Here is a 17,009-nt window from a genome sequence, read left to right on the forward strand (position 1 = left end):
CGGTGCCACGATCGACCCGCTCCCCGTCACCTGCAGGTCGATCCGCTGCGCGCGGAACGGCCCGGCCACCGCCAGCCGCCCGCCGCCGACGACGGTCGCACTGCGCAGCATCGGAACCCCCAGGCGGATGACGAGCGGTTGCGCCCCGCCACGCCGGGGGACTTCGCCCCAGCCGCGATTGCCTGCACGCACGACCAGCGTGCGCCCCTCGACCCGGATATCGAGCCCGTCGCTCGCGTCCGCCGGACCTTCCGCGCGCGCCGAGGGCGCCGTACGGGTGGTCAACGCGACGTCGAACGGCCCGTCGATCCGGATCCGGTCATAATCGGTAACGACATAGGACCGTCCCGTCGCTGCCAGCGCCGTTGCGGGCGCGGCGAGAAGGAGCAGGGCGAGCAGGCGGACGCGGATCATACGCAAGACATTGCCGCGATCCGGTGCTCAGGCAAGCGCGCGGTTCACCCGCCGCAGCGGACGTCGCCCGACCCGGTCTTGCTGATCGAACAGCGCGCCTGCGGTCCGAGATCGACATTGCCCGATCCCACCAGCGAAACGCGCGCCTGCCCGGCAACGTCGGCGCGGACATCCCCCGATCCAGCGAGCGAGACGGTCGCCGACCCCGCCTTCACGCCGCCCGCCGAGATGTTGCCCGATCCGGCAAGCTCGACCGTCAGCCGCTCGACCCGGCCCTTGGCGTCGATATTGCCCGATCCGGCCACCCGCAACCGGGCGTCCGGCACGTTGAGCGTTGCGATCGAGAGATTCCCCGATCCTGCCGCATCCGCGCCGAAGCGCTGTCCATCCACCCGGTCGATCGCGAGATTGCCCGATCCGGCGATCTGCGCGGTCACGATCCGTGGCATCGTCACGAACACCTTGACGCCCCGGCGCCCGCTACTCCAGCCGAAACCCGCAAGGTTCTTCTTGCGCCCCACCTGCAACGTATCGCCGTCGCGGACGATTTCGAGCTTGTCGAGGTCTGCCCCCGGCCCTTCGGCACGGACCGAGAAACCCGTGCCAACGCGAACATCGACGTCGTCCGATCCCCGCAACGAAACCGCGTTGAAATCGGTGATCGCAAAGGTGCGGGTCGTTCCCGCTGCCGGAGCGGCGGCGGCGTCGCTGGTGTTCGAACACGCAGCGAGGGCGAGAACGGAGAGCAAGGACAGACTGCGCATGAACGACCTCCTGTGTGTTGCCTTATTAGTACACCTTGTTGTCTTGAATGCAACCTCTGTCGTACGTCAGCCCGAGCGTTCCGCAGGAGCCCCCCCCAGCGTCATGCTGAACTCGTTTCAGCATCCACCAGGCAACGCGCGCGGACTGTGATTGCGGCGCGGTGGTCCCTGAAACACGTTCAGGGTAATGCTGAATCGAGGCAATCCCGGGAACCGCCGTTCCGCTGCAACGAAAAAGGGGCGACCGTTGCCGGCCGCCCCTTTTTCATATCCCGTCGGTCCGTAAAAGGATCAGGCCGGAGCCTTGTCCTTGTTGTGGATCGCCGCCGCCTTGCGCAAAATCTCGAGGATCTTTTCCTGCGCGGTCGGCTCGTCGACCTGCTCCATCGCGGCGAGTTCGCGCGCGAGGCGGCTGGTCGCGCCTTCGAAGATCTGCCGCTCGGAATAGCTCTGCTCGGGCTGGTCGTCGGCACGGAACAGGTCGCGGACCACTTCGGCGATCGACACCAGGTCGCCCGAATTGATCTTGGCTTCATATTCCTGCGCACGGCGCGACCACATGGTGCGCTTGACGCGCGGCTTGCCGGTCAGCGTTTCGAGCGCCTCGCGCAGCGTCTTGTCGCTGGAAAGCTTGCGCATCCCGACGCTTTCCGCCTTGTTGGTCGGCACGCGCAGCGTCATGCGCTCTTTTTCGAACCGCAGAACATAGAGCTCGAGCTGCATCCCGGCAATTTCCTGCCGCTGGAGCTCGATTACACGGCCAACGCCGTGCTTTGGGTAAACGACATAATCGCCGACGTCGAAGGACAGCGCCTTGGCAGCCATTCCGTTGGACCTTTCTGTGGACCGGGTATCCCGGTGCAACGCACTTCTCGCAGCAAAGCTGCATCAGCGCACGCAAGGGTGATGGGTTGGTACGTCTCCGTGCCGAGTGGCGCCGCAGGCACCGCTCGTCGTCACCCTTTTAACACAGTCGCAATAAAATTACCAGACAAAGGTCGCGCCACGCGTCGCGCGGGCACGCTTACGCGTGCGCCGACCTGGGAATACCGGTTGAGCGACCGATCAATCGCCTGCGCCCGGCTCCGCCGAGAAGAATTTGTCGTACTTGCCGGTCTCGCCCTTGTGCTCGTCCGCGTCGGCAGGCGTCTGGTTCGCCTTGCGCGTGACGTTGGGCCACTGGCTCGAGAAAGTCGTGTTGAGTTCGAGCCATGGCTCGAGACCGCTTTCCGTATCGGGCAGAATCGCTTCGGCGGGGCATTCTGGCTCGCACACGCCGCAATCGATGCATTCGCTGGGGTTGATCACTAGCATGTTCTCGCCCTCGTAGAAGCAGTCGACCGGGCACACCTCGACGCAGTCCATGTACTTGCACTTGATGCAGGCATCGGTGACGACGTAGGTCATTAGGTAACTCCCGGAGCAACGAACCCGACGCTGCTATGCCCGAGCGCCCGCCCCGTCAATGATTGCAGTGCCTGTTCGGTCATTTTCGATCAGGTCGGTATAGCAGGCGCGGCCCGCGTCGGGCGGACCGCGGCGTTCGGGAAGGCATTCGACGCGGATCGCGCGGACTCTGCCCGATGGTGTTACGAAAGCGAGCACGCTGCCGATCCGCACCGCCGCGGCGGGCCGGTCGACCGCGCGTCCATCGATCCGCAACCGCCCGCTGGCGGCCATTCCCTGCGCGATGCTGCGCGTCTTTACGATCCGGGCGAACCAGAGGAAACAATCGAGCCGCATGCTCGGGCCGCGGGGGAAAGCTTCAGCCATGCACCGCCAGATCGGCGAGCGCCGCAAAGGCCGTGCCGCGTGGCGCGGCGACGGGACGAACGGTAGGCAGGCCGCGCCATACCCAGCGCTGCGTCGGGTCATTCGCAGCGGCAGGCGCCGGGCGGAAGCCGAACCCGGCCATCAGTTTCTCGATCGTCGGCGGGGTCAGCCCCATCGACAGCGCGAGTGCTGGGTCGAGCGCAAACGGCTGGCGCCCCGCCGCACCGCGCGCATCGTGCGCCGCGCGCGCGATCCGTTCGATCAAGTCGATCCGCACCGCCTGCGCCGCAATCGGGCGATAGCCGTCCGCGAGCGTTGCGCCGACGACACCGCGCAGCAGCACGCTCGCGCCCTCACGTGGTCCCTCCGCCACCATCCCGCCGTTGCGGATCGCGAACAACGCGCGCCGCCACCGTGCGGCGGCGGGCTTCAGCAAACGCGGGTCGAACAGGTCGAGCGCGCCGATCGTCACCCCCGCGCGGCGGAACGCCTTGCGCGCGACGCCGTCTAGCGTATCGAGGACTGCGGCGACATCGCTCCGCGCGACCATCCCGCCCCCCGCGACCAGCGCCGCCGCGACCGCGCGCGACGCGGGGCTCGCGGCAGGATCGCGCTGGACCGTGTCGAGCAATATCGGCCCCGGGAGCGCCCGCGCGACCGCCTCGCCGAACCAGGTCCGCAGCCGTTGCTCGATTTTCGCCCGCAGCGCGACGTCGAGGCAGTCGAGCGCGCGATCCAGCACGATGCGTGGGCGCACCAGACTCTGCCCGGGCGCAAAGGTCGCAACGGTAAAGCCGCGCCACAGCAGCACGGGCACCTCCCCCGCCTCGGTGCGGAGCGACAGGTCCGCCTCCGCCGCCTCGGCCAGCGCGAGCCCGCGTTTGCCGCGTTCGTCGCCCAATCGCCGCTCCGCCGCCGCCAGCAGCATCCTTTTGTCGTTCGCCCGCGCATCCGCAGCAACAGTGAAGCGGAAACCGTCGAGCCGCCCGATCGCGTGGTCCTCGACCATAACTTCGCCCTCGGGACCGATCGTGACCGGCAGCATCCGTGGATCCGCGCCGATCTGCCGCATCAGGAGCGTGGTGCGCTTGTCGACGAAGCGCTGCGTCAGGCTCGCATGCAGCGCATCCGACAGGCGTTCCTCGACCGCGCTCGCGCGTTCGGCCCAATGCGCCGGATCGGCCAACCAATCCTTGCGGTTGGCGATATACGCCCAGCTGCGCGCCGCCGCGATCTTGCCCGCAAGCGTCTCGACATCGCCAACCACGGTGTCGAGCCGCGCGAGTTCCGCCGCGAACCAGGCGTGCGGGATATGCCCCTGCCCTTCGCTCAGATGCCCGAACACGCGCGCGACGAAGCGCGTATGCGGATCGACGCCGAGCTTGCGGAAATCGGGCAGCCCGCACGCCGCCCATAGCCGCGCGACCATCGCCGGATGCCGTGTCCGCGCGCGCACCCAATCCTCTTCCGCCATCCGTTTGAGCACCGCGAGATCGACCGATTGCGGCGCGGCGCGCAGCCGGCGGTTGTCGGGCTTGGCCTCCAGGCTTGCGATCAGCGCGTCGACGCTCGCAAAATCGGGCTCACCCTGGCGCCAGTAAAGATGTTCGAGCGGCGGGAAACGGTGTTCCTCGATCGCGAGCACTTCCTCGGGCGCGAACGCACCCGGCCCTTCCTCGACCAGCGCGCCGAACGTCCCGTCGCGCTGATGCCGCCCGGCCCGCCCCGCGATCTGCGCCATCTCGGCGACGGTCAGGCGGCGCTGGCGATGGCCGTCGAACTTGTTGAGACTGGCGAAGGCGACATGGTTGACGTCCATGTTGAGCCCCATCCCGATCGCGTCGGTCGCGACCAGATAATCGACCTCGCCCGCCTGGAACATCGCGACCTGTGCGTTGCGGGTGCGCGGGGACAGCGCGCCCATTACCACCGCCGCGCCGCCGCGCAGGCGGCGCAGCATCTCGGCAACCGCGTAGACTTCCTCCGCGCTGAACGCGACGATCGCGGAGCGCTTCGGAAGGCGGCTGATCTTCTTCGCGCCGGCATAGCTGAGCGTCGAGAAGCGCGGGCGGTTGATGATCTCGACTCCGGGGACCAGCGCCTTCAGCATCGGACGCAGCGCTTCGGACCCAAGCAGCATCGTCTCCTCGCGGCCACGGGCGCGCAGGATGCGGTCGGTGAAGACGTGACCCCGTTCCAAATCGCCGCCAAGTTGCGCTTCATCGACGCCAACGAATGCTAAATCGCGGTCAACTGGCATGGATTCGGCGGTACATAGGAACCATCTTGCGTCTTTTGGGACGATCTTTTCCTCGCCGGTAATCAAGGCGACGCGGTTCTCGCCCTTGATCTTGACGACCCGGTCATAGACCTCGCGCGCCAACAAACGCAGCGGAAAGCCGATCATGCCACTCGAATGGCCACACATCCGCTCGACCGCGAGATGCGTCTTGCCGGTGTTGGTCGGCCCGAGCACCGCAGTGACGGCGCTGTCGTGGTGGCGTTGCATGACCCAGCCAACATCGCGTCCCCAAGCACGATGCGCAACCACCCAGCACGTGAAAAATCACCGCACGATCATGGGATAGCGCCATCTGGAAGACCGCGTTCCAACCGCCGTCGTGCGCCTCGAACGGTTGGCCGCATCGACCGCGATCGTCGGCGGCAGTTAATTTGACTTTAGCACTTGGTCGGCACAGTCCTCTGGCCCGACGCTGCGGGGCGGGATCAGGCAGCGCATCACGGATTTCGGGGGCGAACCAGCCTTGTTTGTACCTACTGCGCACGGCATTGAAAACGCAGGCGGCACTAGCGCGCTGTCCTTCGGGCGGGCGATCGCGCCGATGCCACAGTCCGGCCGGGTCGAACGGCTGCGCGCCGCCGCCGCGCAGATCGACTGGGTACCCGATTTGGGAACGCGGATCGGCTCGCGCGACTGGTGGCGCGGTGCCGCGACCTGCACCGCGTTGTGCGTCACAGCCTTCGCCATCGCTCCGCCACTCACCACCCCACTACTGAGCCAGACCGCCGCGCCGATGATCGGCACCGACCGCGAGGAAGCGCGCGCGCAGATGATCGCGCCGCTTGCCTGGGGGGCGGATACCGGGCGGCACATGGCGTCGAACGATCTCGTCCGCCCGCTTGCGGAAGCGCCCGAACGCCCGGCCGAGCAACGCACCGCCACCGTCGGCCACGGCGACAGCCTGGGTGACATGCTGCAGCGCGCCGGCCTGTCCGAACGCGACGCGCAGGATACGGTCGCGCTCGTTGCGACGACGGTTCCGCTCGACACGCTGAAGCCCGGCACGCAAATTCCGATGACACTCGGTCGCCGCCCCAATCGCAGCGTGGCGCGCCCGCTCGAGGCGTTGTCCCTGCGCGCGCGGTTCGATCTCGCGCTCGATCTCAAACGCGTCGGCGACCGGTTGGTGATGGAGCGCCACGCGATCGCGGTCGACGATACGCCGCTGCGCATCACTGGAACCGTCGGGTCGAGTCTTTACCGCTCGGCGCGCGCGGCGGGCGTCCCTATCCGCGCCGTGGAGAGCTACATCAAGGCGATCGCGAGCAAGGTCGCGGTTGGACAGATCAATTCGAACGACACCTACGACTTGATTGTCGAGCGCCAGCGCGCCGCGACTGGCGAGACGCAACTCGGGAAGTTGCTGTTCGCGGGGCTCGGCCACGCCGGACGCAAGACGCAGCTGGTCCAGTGGAACGACGGCACCTGGTATGAAGCATCGGGACAAGCTGAACGGCAGGGCCAGTTCACGATGCCGGTATCGATGGCGCGCGTGACATCCAGCTTCGGGATGCGCTTCCATCCGCTGCTGGGCTTCTCGCGCATGCACAAAGGAATCGACATCGGCACCGCCACCGGCACGCCGATCCACGCCCCCGCCGACGGGGTCGTAGCGTTCGCCGGGCGGAGCGGCGGGTATGGCAATTTCCTCAAGATGGCACACGGCGGCGCGATCGTGACGTGCTACGGCCACTTGAGCCGGTTCGCAGTGCGCGCCGGTCAGCGCGTATCGCGGGGGCAGGTGATCGCCTATTCTGGCAACAGCGGGCTGTCGACCGGACCGCATCTTCACTGGGAAGTGTTGCGGAACGGCGTCGCGGTCAACCCACGCGGCTTCTCCTTCTCCAGCGTTGCAACACTGTCGGGCGAGCAGATGCGAGCGTTCCGTGCCAAGGTTTCAGGATTGCTCGCGGTAAAACCCGGCGCATAGCGCACCGAAGCGTCCGCCGGCGGGGTCACACCAGCCGCGTACCGTCGATTTCCAGATCTGGCATCGTGGCGACGGGGAGGGCCCCATCCAGCGGGATGGACCGACGTTCGCAAAACCCCTCGACCGACGCGATCCAGAATTGATGGACGATCTTCTCCGCGAGATCGATCACCCAATATTCCGGGATGCCGTGTCGTGCGTACAGCGCCAGCTTTGCGCCAAGATCGTTGGCGAGCGTGGAATCCGACACCTCGATCACCAGGGCGACATGTTCGATCCGAAAGTAATCCCGTTCCATCGGTGCATTGACGACGGCGACGTCTGGCTCGGGCAGGTTGTACGGCGGCAGCGCCAGCGTCGGCTCGACCACTGCGCAGAAGCGCGATCCCGCCGCCTCCAGCGCAGCTTGCAACCGATACATGAGCTGACTCTTGACGAAGGTATGCAGACGGAATTCTGCGCTCATTCCGACGATCATCCCCTCGATCAACTCGACCTTTTTAAAATCGGCGAACGCGCCCGCGCGATCGAGCACCTCGAAGTCCTCGATCCGGAGCTTGACCGGACGCGGCACGTTCACGGGGATCGTCATGTTCATGGCGCAAACAGCATAGCATTTGCGCTCGCCCCCCTAAAGCGGCAAACGCTGGCGCATGACCGACACCGCTTTCCGCACCGCCGCCCAAGACTCCAAAGCCTGGCCCTATGAGGAGGCGCGCAAGCTCCTCAAGCGGTATCCCGACGGCAAGCCCGGTGGCGCACCCGTCATTTTCGAAACGGGCTACGGTCCCTCGGGACTCCCGCATATCGGCACGTTCAACGAAGTGCTGCGCACGACGATGGTGCGCCACGCCTTCCAGACGCTGTCCGACGCGCCGACCCGGCTGATCGAGTTCAGCGACGACATGGACGGGCTGCGCAAGGTCCCCGACAACGTCCCCAACCAGGCGATGCTGACCGAGCATCTCGGCAAGCCGCTCAGCCGCATTCCCGATCCGTTCGAAAAGTTCGAGAGTTTCGCCGCGCACAACAATGCGATGCTGCGCGATTTCCTCGATCGGTTCGGGTTCGAATATGAATTCATCTCCTCCGCCTCGCAATATGAAGCCGGGGTGTTCGACGATGCGCTGAAGGGCGTGCTGCGCAATTATGCCGCGATCATGGGCGTAATGCTCCCCACGCTGCGCAAGGAACGCGCCGCGACCTATTCGCCGATCCTGCCGATCAGCCCCAAGACCGGCGTCGTGCTCCAGGTCCCGGTCGAGGTCGTCAATGTCGAGGAGGGCACGATCCGCTTCACCGACAGCGACGGCGAAGTGCTGGTGCAATCGATCCTCGGCGGCCACGCCAAGCTGCAGTGGAAGGTCGACTGGGCGATGCGCTGGGTCGCGCTCGGCGTCGATTACGAGATGTACGGCAAGGACCTGATCGACAGCGGCGTCCAGTCGGGCAAGATCGCGCGCGTGCTTGGCGGTCGCCCGCCCGAGGGGCTGATCTACGAGATGTTCCTCGACGAGAAGGGCGAGAAGATCTCCAAGTCCAAGGGCAATGGCCTGACGCTTGAGCAGTGGCTCGATTACGGGACGCAGGAGAGCCTGTCCTTCTTCGCCTACCGCGAACCCAAGAAGGCCAAGCAGCTCCACGTCGGCGTCATACCGCGCGCGGTGGACGATTATTTCGACTTCCGCGGGAAATATGCCGCCCTTCCGGTCGAGCAGAAGCTCGGCAATCCGGTGCACCACATCCATGACGGCGATGTGCCGGGGACGACCCCGCCGGTGACGTTCGGGCTGTTGCTCAACCTCGTCGGCGTGCTCGGCGCGGGCGCGACCGCGGAGCAGGTGCGCGGGTATCTCAGCAACTACGTTGAGGGGGAAATCACCCCAGAGCTCGACGCGCTGATAGGCCATGCGCTCGCGTACAACCGCGATTTCGTCGCGCCGACGCTCCAGCGGCGCAAGCCCATGGGGATCGAGGTCGCCGCGCTCGAACGGCTCGATCGCGATCTCGCCGCAGCACCCGCGGATGCCTCGGCAGTCGACTTGCAGAACATCGTCTATGCGATCGGTAACGAGGGCGGGTTCGATCCGCTGCGCAGCTGGTTCGGCGCCTTGTACGAAACGCTGCTCGGGTCTTCGCAAGGGCCGCGGATGGGCAGCTTCATCGCGCTTTACGGGATCGACAACACCCGCACACTGATCGCCGAGGCGCTCGCAGACTGAGGGAGGACGCATCATGCCAACCAAACCGCTGATCGGGCGCGATACGCGGCTGTGCATGTCGCTGGCGGCGCGCCCGGGCAATTTCGGGACACGCTTCCACAACCGGCTGTACGAAACGCTTGGGTTGGATTTCGTCTACAAGGCGTTCTCCACACGCGACCTGGAGGGGGCAGTGCGCGGGATTCGCGCGCTCGACATTCGCGGTTGCGCGGTCTCGATGCCGTTCAAGGAGGCCGTAATTCCGCTGCTGGACGGTCTCGCGCCTTCGGCTGCGGCGATCGATAGCGTCAATACAATCGTCAATGATGATGGTGTGCTGACCGGACACAATACCGATTATGCCGCGGTCGCGCGGCTGATCGCCGACATCGACCCGGCGACTCGCTTCGTACTGCGCGGGTCGGGCGGGATGGCGAAGGCGGTGGCGGCGGCGCTCCGCGACGCAGGGTTTCGCGAAGGTACGATCGTTGCGCGCAATGCCGCGGCGGGCGCACCCTTGGCAGAGCTGTACGGGTTCGACTGGCACGCAGATCTACCCGACGTCCCCGCGGGGCTGCTGATCAACGTTACGCCGATCGGCATGACCGGGGGCGATGCCGATGCGCTTGCCTTTCCCGAAGCCATGATCGCGGCGAGCACCATAGTGGTGGATGTCGTGCAATATCCGCCCGAGACACCGTTGCTGCGCGCAGCCAAGGCCACGGGTAAGCGGGTGATCACAGGCGCCGAGATTGCAACCCTGCAGGCGCTCGACCAGTTCGTACTGTACACCGGGGTCACGCCCGACGACGGACAGATTGCCGATGCGGCAGCATTTGCGCGCGCGCAAACATGAGTTGGATCAGCCCGAGCCGCCAGCGCGCGAGACCAAAAAGATATGATGCGTAAATTCTTTTCTCCCGGACAACTCGCCCATGCGCCGGCGCAGGAGCTCCACAACGGCGGTTTCACCGCCCATGCCGAGACGCCATCGCGTGCCGAGACGATCCTTCGTGCTATCGGTGGCGCCGAGATTCCGCAGGATCGCGGTGACGCAACGATCCGGGCGATCCATCATGACGACTATCTCGCCTTCCTGCGCGACGGACCCGCCCGCTGGACCGCGGCGGGGCGGCCGGGCGATGCGATGGGCTATGTCTGGCCCATCGTCGGGCGCCGATCGCTCAAGCTCGAGCGGATCGACGGACAAGTCGGTCGATACAGCTTCGATACCTCCACGCCGTTGACCGCGGAGAGCTGGGAAGCGGCCTATTGGAGCGCGCAAAGCGTCCTCGCCGCGACCGAATCGGTGCTCGACGGTGATCGCGCCGCCTTCGCCTTATGCCGTCCGCCCGGCCATCATGCGGGCGCGGACTATTACGGCGGCTATTGCTACCTCAACACCGCCGCGATCGCCGCGCAGGCGGCACGCGATGCCGGACGCCAGCGCGTCGCGATCCTCGACATCGACTATCACCACGGCAACGGGACGCAGGACATCTTCTGGGATCGCGGTGACGTGTTCTACGCCAGCGTTCATGCCGATCCGGCGCGCGATTACCCGTTCTACTGGGGTCATGCCGACGAGACCGGCGCGGGTGCGGGGCAGGGCACGACGCTAAACCTGCCGCTGCCCCAGGGATCCGGCCTTGCGCCCTTCCGTCGCGCGCAGGCTCAGGCACTGGACGCCATTGCGAAATTTGCGCCCGACCTGCTCGTCGTCAGTTTCGGCGCGGACACGTGGGAAGGCGACCCCATCGCGCATTTCAAGCTGACCACCGACGATTATGCTCTGCTTGCGCGGGACATCGCCGACTGCGGCTGGCCGAGCGTGATTGCGATGGAGGGCGGATACGGAGTCGATGCGCTCGGCGCGAACGTCGCGAGCCTGTTGTCGGGGTTCTGATGCCGGGCTACGCGAAGGGGACAGCCGGGTATCAACGGCTGACACTGGCGATGCTGTTCGCAGGATTTTCCACCTTCTCGCTGCTGTATTCGGTCCAGCCGTTGCTTCCTGTGTTCGCTCGCCAATTCGGGCTGCCTGCTGAGGGCGCGAGCCTTGCGGTCTCGCTTGCCACCGGCCCGCTCGCAGTCGGAATCCTGTTCGCTGGGGCGGTGTCGGATCGGATCGGACGGCGGCAGATGATGGTCGCAGCCATGTTCCTGGCAGGCGTGTTCAGCCTCGCAACCGCGATCGTCCCCGACTGGACGACGTTGCTGGTGTTGCGGTTTGCGACCGGCGTTGCGCTTTCAGGCGTTCCCGCCGTTGCGATGGCCTATGTCGCCGAAGAGGTCGATGCGGCTTCGGTCGGTTCGGCGATGGGACTGTACATCGCGGGCAGCGCGATCGGGGGGATGGCGGGTCGGCTCGGGGTCAGCCTGCTTGCGGACATTGCAGATTGGCGCTGGGCACTCGGGATCGTCGGTTTGGCGGGAGTGGCGATGGCGGAAGCGTTCCGGCGGCTGGCCCCAGAATCGCGTGGTTTCAGCATCCGGGCGCGGCAGCGCGGTGGCGGATGGCAGATCGCGCGTGCGCTGTTTGCGGACCGTGCGCTTCCACTGCTCTACGCCGAGGCATTCCTGCTGATGGGGGTCTTCGTCACGCTCTACAATTACGCAGGATTCCGATTGATGGCGCCGCCCTATCGACTGGGCCATGCCGCAGTCGGGGCAATCTTTCTGCTGTACCTGCTCGGTTCGGCGAGTTCGGCATGGTTCGGGGGGCTGGCCGGACGGCTCGGCCGTCGGCGAGTTTTCTGGATGCCGGTTGCACTGCTGATCCTGGGGATCGTGCTGACCGCGGCCGCGCCGCTTTGGGCAGTTGTCGGCGGGATCGCTGCGGTGACGATCGGGTTCTTCGGCGCGCATTCGGTCGCCAGTGCCTGGGTCGGCCGCCGCGCGGGCGACCATCGTGGGGCGGGCGCGGCGCTGTACCTGTTCTTCTATTACGCCGGTTCGAGCGTGCTCGGATCAGCTGGCGGGATTGCCTGGACTCGCGCGGGTTGGCCTGGCGTCACGGTGTTCTGCTTGGCGTTGGCAGGCGCGGCGCTCACGATCGCACTAATGTTGCGCCGCGTAATGCCGTTGGAGGATTCGTCGCAAACCAGTCGATTCTAGGCGGATGCTGCAGAATCATGCCCAGACGATGGTACGAGAGCCGAGGTTCAGCGGACCGGTGCGCTGCTCTGACGCGAAGCCCCCCACGCGTGGCGCGCGAACGATTCGCTGAACCTGCCGACTCGCACACGCTGCCCCCCCGAGCAACAGATGGTACATGCCGAGTATTTTACAGACCCACAATCGGGAATGTCATCAAAACACCCTAAAACGGGCGACCCATTAGGCCGCCCGTTCCGAATACGACAGAAAGTGTCGTGGGCTAGAGCTTACCGGTCAGTTCCGGCAGGATCTTGAACAAGTCTCCGACCAGGCCGATATCGGCGACCTGGAAGATCGGCGCGTCTTCGTCCTTGTTGATCGCGATGATGACCTTCGAGTCCTTCATCCCCGCAAGATGCTGGATCGCGCCCGAAATGCCGACCGCGACATAGACTTCCGGCGCAACGATCTTGCCGGTCTGGCCGACCTGATAGTCGTTCGGCGCATAGCCTGCATCGACCGCTGCACGGCTCGCGCCCACGCCGGCCCCGAGCTTGTCCGCCAGCGGATCAATCAGTTCGTGAAACTTCTCACCCGAGCCTAGCGCGCGGCCGCCCGAGACGATGATCTTCGCGCTGGTCAGTTCCGGCCGCGTATTCGCCGCGATTTCCGAGCCTGCGAAGGTTGAAAGCCCCTTGTCGCCGGTCGACGCAACCGCCTCGATCTCGCCCGAGCCACCCTCGGTAGCTGCCTTGTCGAAGGCGGTACCGCGGACGGTGATGACTTTCTTGGTATCCGACGACTGAACCGTCGCAATGGCATTGCCCGCGTAGATCGGGCGCGTGAACGTGTCCTCGCTCTCGACCGACAGGATATCGCTGATCTGCATGACGTCGAGCAAAGCGGCGACGCGCGGCGCGATGTTCTTGCCGTGCGTGGTAGACGGCGCGACGAACGCGTCGTGCGTGCCCATCAATTCCACGATCAGCGGCGCGACGTTTTCGGCGAGCGCATGCGCGAACGCCGCGTCGTCCGCGACATGGACCTTGCCGACACCCGCGATCTTCGCCGCCGCCGCAGCGACCGCGTCGAGCCCCTGGCCGACGACGAGCAGATGGACTTCACCGAGCTTGCTCGCGGCGGTCACCGCGGAAAGCGTGGCATCCTTGACGGCGCTGCCGTCATGTTCGACCCAGACAAGCGTCTTCACTTCGAAATCCCCATCGCTGCGAGTTTCATCACCAGTTCGTCGACATCGGCGACCTTGATCCCGGCCGACCGCTTCGACGGCTCGACGACCTTGAGCGTCGTGATCCGCGGCGTGACGTCGACACCGAAATCGGCGGGCGTCTTGTTCGCCATCGGCTTGGACTTGGCCTTCATGATGTTGGGCAAGGACGCATAGCGCGGCTCGTTGAGGCGAAGATCGGTGGTGATGATCGCGGGCAGCTTGAGCGTGTCGGTCTCCGACCCGCCATCGACTTCGCGCGTCACGTTGACCGACCCGTCGGCGATCTCGACCTTCGACGCGAACGTACCCTGGCCCCAGCCGAGCAGGCCTGCCAGCATCTGGCCGGTCTGGTTGTTGTCGTCGTCGATCGCCTGCTTGCCGAGAATAACGAGGTCGGGCTGTTCCTCCTCGACGATCTTGGCGAGGATCTTGGCGACGCCGAGCGGCTCGACGCGGGTGTCACTGACGACGAGGATCGCGCGGTCCGCGCCCATCGCGAGTGCGGTGCGCAGCGTTTCCTGCGACTTCTGCTCGCCGATCGACACGACGACGATCTCGGTCGCGCCCTGTGCCTTGAGGCGGATCGCTTCCTCGACCGCGATCTCGTCGAACGGGTTCATGCTCATCTTGACGTTCGCCAGATCGACGCCCGTCCCGTCCGCTTTCACGCGGGGTTTCACGTTGTAATCAAGCACCCGCTTGACCGGTACCAGCACCTTCATCGGCTATCCCTTCCAAGGTCGATTGCGTTCGCCGCCCGGCTTTGAGGCGGTGCATCTGGCGATCAGATGGCTTTTTTCCGTGCTTTTCGCAAGTCCGGTATGGAAATCCCGCATTGCCGTAGCGGCATTTGCCCGGCTGAAACCGGGTCTGCTCCGTCCCAACGAAAAAGGGGGCCGGACGTTTCCGTCCAGCCCCCCTGTTTTCGAGACGTGAAGGCGAATCAGGCGGCCTTCTGAACCTCGGCAACGATCTTCTTGGCGGCATCGCCAAGGTCGTTCGCGGGAACGATCGCGAGACCCGAGGAAGCGAGGATTTCCTTACCCTTCTCGACGTTGGTGCCCTCGAGGCGGACGACCAGCGGCACCGAGAGGTTCACTTCCTTCGCCGCGGCAACGATGCCCTCGGCGATGATGTCGCAGCGCATGATCCCGCCGAAGATGTTAACGAGAATACCCTTCACCGCCGGATCGCTCAGGATGATCTTGAACGCCGCGGTGACCTTCTCCTTGTTCGCGCCGCCGCCGACGTCGAGGAAGTTGGCCGGGAACATGCCGTTGAGCTTGATGATGTCCATCGTCGCCATCGCGAGACCGGCACCGTTGACCATGCAGCCGATGTCGCCGTCGAGCTTGATGTAGGCGAGGTCGTACTTCGACGCTTCGAGCTCTGCGGGATCTTCCTCCGTCTCGTCGCGCAGCGCGAGCAGGTCCTTGTGGCGGAACAATGCGTTGCCGTCGAACGCGACCTTCGCGTCGAGCACGAGGAGCTTGTTGTCCTCGGTCACCGCGAGCGGGTTAACCTCGATTTGCTCGGCATCGGTGCCCATGAACGCGTCATACAGCTTGGACGCGACGTTCGCGGCCTGCTTGGCGAGATCGCCCTTAAGCTCGAGTGCTGCTGCGACGGCACGGCCGTGATGCGGCTGGAAACCGGTTGCCTGGTCGATGTCGATCGCGTGGATCTTCTCGGGCGTGTCGTGCGCGACGGTTTCGATGTCCATCCCGCCCTCGGTCGACGCGACCATCGACACGCGGCCGGTGGCGCGGTTGACGAGCAGCGCGAGGTAGAATTCCTTGGCGATATCAACGCCGTCGGTGACGTACAGGCGGTTGACCTGCTTGCCGGCATCGCCGGTCTGGATCGTCACCAGCGTGTTGCCGAGCATGTCGGTCGCCGCCGCACGAACGTCGTCAGCGGTCTTGGCAAGGCGAACGCCGCCCTTTGCGTCGGGGCCGAGTTCCTTGAACTTGCCCTTGCCGCGGCCACCGGCGTGGATCTGCGCCTTGACGACATAGAGCGGTCCGGGGAGCTTCTCGGATGCTGCAACCGCTTCCTCGACCGACATGGCGGAGAAGCCCGCCGGAACCGGCACGCCGAATTTCGCCAGGAGTTCCTTGGCCTGATATTCGTGGATGTTCATGGGTTCGTGCCTTTCGAGGTCGAGTTTGCCTGTGCCTTAAGCACAGCGGGCGCGGTGAATCCACCCCTTGCGGGGTTGGATTCGCCTCCCCCTAGGCCTTCAGTCGAACAGCGACGACACCGAGCTTTCATCCGCGATCCGGCGGATCGCTTCCGCCAGCAGCGGGGCGATCGTCAGGTTGCGGATCCGCTTGGCCCCGTTGATCACCTCATGCGTCCCGATCGAATCGGTAATCACCAGTTCCTCGAGCGCCGAACCCTCGACTCGCGCGACCGCACCGCCCGACAGCACGCCGTGGGTGACATAGGCCGCGACGCCCTCGGCGCCCGCTTCCTTGAGCGCAGCGGCGGCGTTGCAAAGCGTTCCTGCCGAGTCGACGATGTCGTCGATCAGGATGCAGAAGCGGCCATCGACCTCGCCGATGATGTTCATCACTTCGGATTCACCCGCGCGCTCGCGGCGCTTGTCGACGATCGCGAGGGGGGCGTTGTTGAGCCGCTTGGCGAGCGACCGCGCGCGCACCACGCCACCAACGTCGGGCGACACGACCATCAGGTTGCGATCCCCGTAGCGTGTGAGGATGTCCGCCGACATCACTGGGGCCGCAAACAAATTGTCGGTCGGGATGTCGAAGAACCCCTGGATCTGCCCGGCGTGGAGATCGACCGAGAGCACGCGGTCGGCGCCGGCGACGGTGATCAGATTGGCGACGAGCTTGGCCGAAATGGGCGTGCGCGGGCCGGGTTTGCGATCCTGGCGGGCATAGCCGAAATACGGCACCACCGCCGTGATCCGCTTTGCCGACGCACGTTTCAGCGCGTCGATGCAGATCAGCAATTCCATCAGATTGTCGTTCGCCGGGTAACCCGTTGATTGGATGACGAAAACATCCTCGCCGCGGACGTTCTCGTGGATTTCGACGAACACTTCCTCGTCGGCGAAGCGGCGGACGCTCGCCTGGGTCAGCGGAATCTCGAGATAGGCGGCGATGTCGCGGGCCAAGGGCAAATTGGCGTTCCCAGTCAAAAGCTTCATGTGCGGGCGCCCCTGTGTTCGACCAAGCGTTGCGGAAAAAAGTCGCCCCTCCCTTAGAAGCGGCTTTCGCATCGCGAAAGGGGGCGGGGGACAAAGCGTCCCGCGCTTGCCCCGGAT

The 17,009-nt window shown here is 65.5% G+C and carries 16 protein-coding genes; 5 read left to right on the top strand and 11 right to left on the bottom strand.

From position 1 onward, the window contains the following. The 6 genes from QBJ92_RS11115 to QBJ92_RS11140 form a co-directional block, all read right to left on the bottom strand. Positions 1-414 (bottom strand): GIN domain-containing protein (locus QBJ92_RS11115; RefSeq protein ID WP_277969838.1); only part of this gene is annotated, 414 nt, incomplete at its 3' end. A gap of 44 nt (positions 415-458) precedes the next feature. After that, complete coding sequence (locus QBJ92_RS11120) at positions 459-1,178, bottom strand: head GIN domain-containing protein (protein WP_277969764.1); 720 nt, start codon at positions 1,176-1,178, stop codon at positions 459-461. 291 nt (positions 1,179-1,469) lie between these two features. Continuing rightward, entirely contained in the window at positions 1,470-2,003 is a 534-nt protein-coding gene (locus QBJ92_RS11125) for a CarD family transcriptional regulator (protein ID WP_010161421.1), read from the bottom strand. A 240-nt stretch (positions 2,004-2,243) separates the two neighbouring features. Beyond that, positions 2,244-2,585 (bottom strand): ferredoxin FdxA, encoded by a 342-nt coding sequence (fdxA, locus tag QBJ92_RS11130; protein ID WP_131533043.1) that lies wholly within the window; start codon positions 2,583-2,585, stop codon positions 2,244-2,246. Between the two features lie 33 nt (positions 2,586-2,618). Next, positions 2,619-2,951 carry a S4 domain-containing protein gene (locus QBJ92_RS11135; RefSeq protein ID WP_277969765.1) on the bottom strand — a complete coding sequence of 111 codons (333 nt, stop codon included), beginning with the start codon at positions 2,949-2,951 and terminating at the stop codon, positions 2,619-2,621. After that, on the bottom strand, positions 2,944-5,460 hold the full coding sequence (locus QBJ92_RS11140; protein WP_277969766.1) for a helicase-related protein: 2,517 nt from the start codon (positions 5,458-5,460) through the stop codon (positions 2,944-2,946). Before QBJ92_RS11140 ends, QBJ92_RS11135 begins: the two co-directional genes overlap by 8 nt. A 256-nt stretch (positions 5,461-5,716) precedes the next feature. Between QBJ92_RS11140 and QBJ92_RS11145 the strand changes: the two genes are divergently transcribed. After that, on the top strand, positions 5,717-7,183 hold the full coding sequence (locus QBJ92_RS11145) for a peptidoglycan DD-metalloendopeptidase family protein (RefSeq protein WP_431358392.1): 1,467 nt from the start codon (positions 5,717-5,719) through the stop codon (positions 7,181-7,183). A gap of 25 nt (positions 7,184-7,208) precedes the next feature. Here the strand turns inward: QBJ92_RS11145 and QBJ92_RS11150 are convergent, their stop codons facing one another. Continuing rightward, the gene (locus tag QBJ92_RS11150; protein WP_277969768.1) at positions 7,209-7,775 is read right to left on the bottom strand and encodes a Uma2 family endonuclease; all 567 of its coding nucleotides are present in this window, start codon (positions 7,773-7,775) and stop codon (positions 7,209-7,211) included. Positions 7,776-7,836: 61 nt separating this feature from the next. On the opposite strand from QBJ92_RS11150, the gene QBJ92_RS11155 reads away from it, so the two are divergent. From QBJ92_RS11155 to QBJ92_RS11170, 4 genes are read left to right on the top strand one after another with little or no spacing between them, the layout of a single operon-like run. Continuing rightward, a complete protein-coding gene (locus QBJ92_RS11155) occupies positions 7,837-9,405 on the top strand; it encodes a lysine--tRNA ligase (protein ID WP_277969769.1) in 1,569 nt (522 codons plus the stop codon). A gap of 13 nt (positions 9,406-9,418) precedes the next feature. Beyond that, a complete protein-coding gene (locus QBJ92_RS11160; RefSeq protein WP_277969770.1) occupies positions 9,419-10,240 on the top strand; it encodes a shikimate 5-dehydrogenase in 822 nt (273 codons plus the stop codon). A gap of 45 nt (positions 10,241-10,285) precedes the next feature. Further along, complete coding sequence (locus QBJ92_RS11165) at positions 10,286-11,290, top strand: histone deacetylase family protein (RefSeq protein WP_277969771.1); 1,005 nt, start codon at positions 10,286-10,288, stop codon at positions 11,288-11,290. Next, entirely contained in the window at positions 11,290-12,501 is a 1,212-nt protein-coding gene (locus QBJ92_RS11170) for an MFS transporter (RefSeq protein WP_277969772.1), read from the top strand. The genes QBJ92_RS11165 and QBJ92_RS11170 overlap by 1 nt, the downstream gene beginning before the upstream one ends. A 262-nt stretch (positions 12,502-12,763) precedes the next feature. Here the strand turns inward: QBJ92_RS11170 and QBJ92_RS11175 are convergent, their stop codons facing one another. The 4 genes from QBJ92_RS11175 to QBJ92_RS11190 all read right to left on the bottom strand — a co-directional run bounded on the left by QBJ92_RS11175 (position 12,764) and on the right by QBJ92_RS11190 (position 16,892). Beyond that, positions 12,764-13,693 (bottom strand): electron transfer flavoprotein subunit alpha/FixB family protein, encoded by a 930-nt coding sequence (locus QBJ92_RS11175; RefSeq protein ID WP_277969773.1) that lies wholly within the window; start codon positions 13,691-13,693, stop codon positions 12,764-12,766. After that, on the bottom strand, positions 13,690-14,436 hold the full coding sequence (locus QBJ92_RS11180; protein ID WP_277969774.1) for an electron transfer flavoprotein subunit beta/FixA family protein: 747 nt from the start codon (positions 14,434-14,436) through the stop codon (positions 13,690-13,692). Before QBJ92_RS11180 ends, QBJ92_RS11175 begins: the two co-directional genes overlap by 4 nt. Positions 14,437-14,657: 221 nt before the next feature. After that, complete coding sequence (gene sucC, locus QBJ92_RS11185; RefSeq protein WP_277969775.1) at positions 14,658-15,857, bottom strand: ADP-forming succinate--CoA ligase subunit beta; 1,200 nt, start codon at positions 15,855-15,857, stop codon at positions 14,658-14,660. A gap of 99 nt (positions 15,858-15,956) precedes the next feature. Beyond that, a complete protein-coding gene (locus tag QBJ92_RS11190) occupies positions 15,957-16,892 on the bottom strand; it encodes a ribose-phosphate pyrophosphokinase (RefSeq protein WP_277969776.1) in 936 nt (311 codons plus the stop codon). Positions 16,893-17,009: the final 117 nt, after the last annotated feature.

Origin of the sequence: Sphingomonas echinoides (assembly GCF_029623395.1) — a bacterium.
Taxonomy (GTDB): domain Bacteria; phylum Pseudomonadota; class Alphaproteobacteria; order Sphingomonadales; family Sphingomonadaceae; genus Sphingomonas; species Sphingomonas echinoides_A.

What these genes read in the sequence shown, in the direction of transcription:
- QBJ92_RS11120 (WP_277969764.1), bottom strand. Translation starts at nt 1,178, where the DNA reads ATGCGCAGTCTGTCCTTGCTCTCCGTTCTCGCCCTCGCTGCGTGTTCG.
- QBJ92_RS11125 (WP_010161421.1), bottom strand. Translation starts at nt 2,003, where the DNA reads ATGGCTGCCAAGGCGCTGTCCTTCGACGTCGGCGATTATGTCGTTTAC.
- fdxA (WP_131533043.1), bottom strand. Translation starts at nt 2,585, where the DNA reads ATGACCTACGTCGTCACCGATGCCTGCATCAAGTGCAAGTACATGGAC.
- QBJ92_RS11135 (WP_277969765.1), bottom strand. Translation starts at nt 2,951, where the DNA reads ATGGCTGAAGCTTTCCCCCGCGGCCCGAGCATGCGGCTCGATTGTTTC.
- QBJ92_RS11140 (WP_277969766.1), bottom strand. Translation starts at nt 5,460, where the DNA reads ATGCAACGCCACCACGACAGCGCCGTCACTGCGGTGCTCGGGCCGACC.
- QBJ92_RS11150 (WP_277969768.1), bottom strand. Translation starts at nt 7,775, where the DNA reads ATGACGATCCCCGTGAACGTGCCGCGTCCGGTCAAGCTCCGGATCGAG.
- QBJ92_RS11155 (WP_277969769.1), top strand. Translation starts at nt 7,837, where the DNA reads ATGACCGACACCGCTTTCCGCACCGCCGCCCAAGACTCCAAAGCCTGG.
- QBJ92_RS11160 (WP_277969770.1), top strand. Translation starts at nt 9,419, where the DNA reads ATGCCAACCAAACCGCTGATCGGGCGCGATACGCGGCTGTGCATGTCG.
- QBJ92_RS11165 (WP_277969771.1), top strand. Translation starts at nt 10,286, where the DNA reads ATGCGTAAATTCTTTTCTCCCGGACAACTCGCCCATGCGCCGGCGCAG.
- QBJ92_RS11170 (WP_277969772.1), top strand. Translation starts at nt 11,290, where the DNA reads ATGCCGGGCTACGCGAAGGGGACAGCCGGGTATCAACGGCTGACACTG.
- QBJ92_RS11180 (WP_277969774.1), bottom strand. Translation starts at nt 14,436, where the DNA reads ATGAAGGTGCTGGTACCGGTCAAGCGGGTGCTTGATTACAACGTGAAA.
- sucC (WP_277969775.1), bottom strand. Translation starts at nt 15,857, where the DNA reads ATGAACATCCACGAATATCAGGCCAAGGAACTCCTGGCGAAATTCGGC.
- QBJ92_RS11190 (WP_277969776.1), bottom strand. Translation starts at nt 16,892, where the DNA reads ATGAAGCTTTTGACTGGGAACGCCAATTTGCCCTTGGCCCGCGACATC.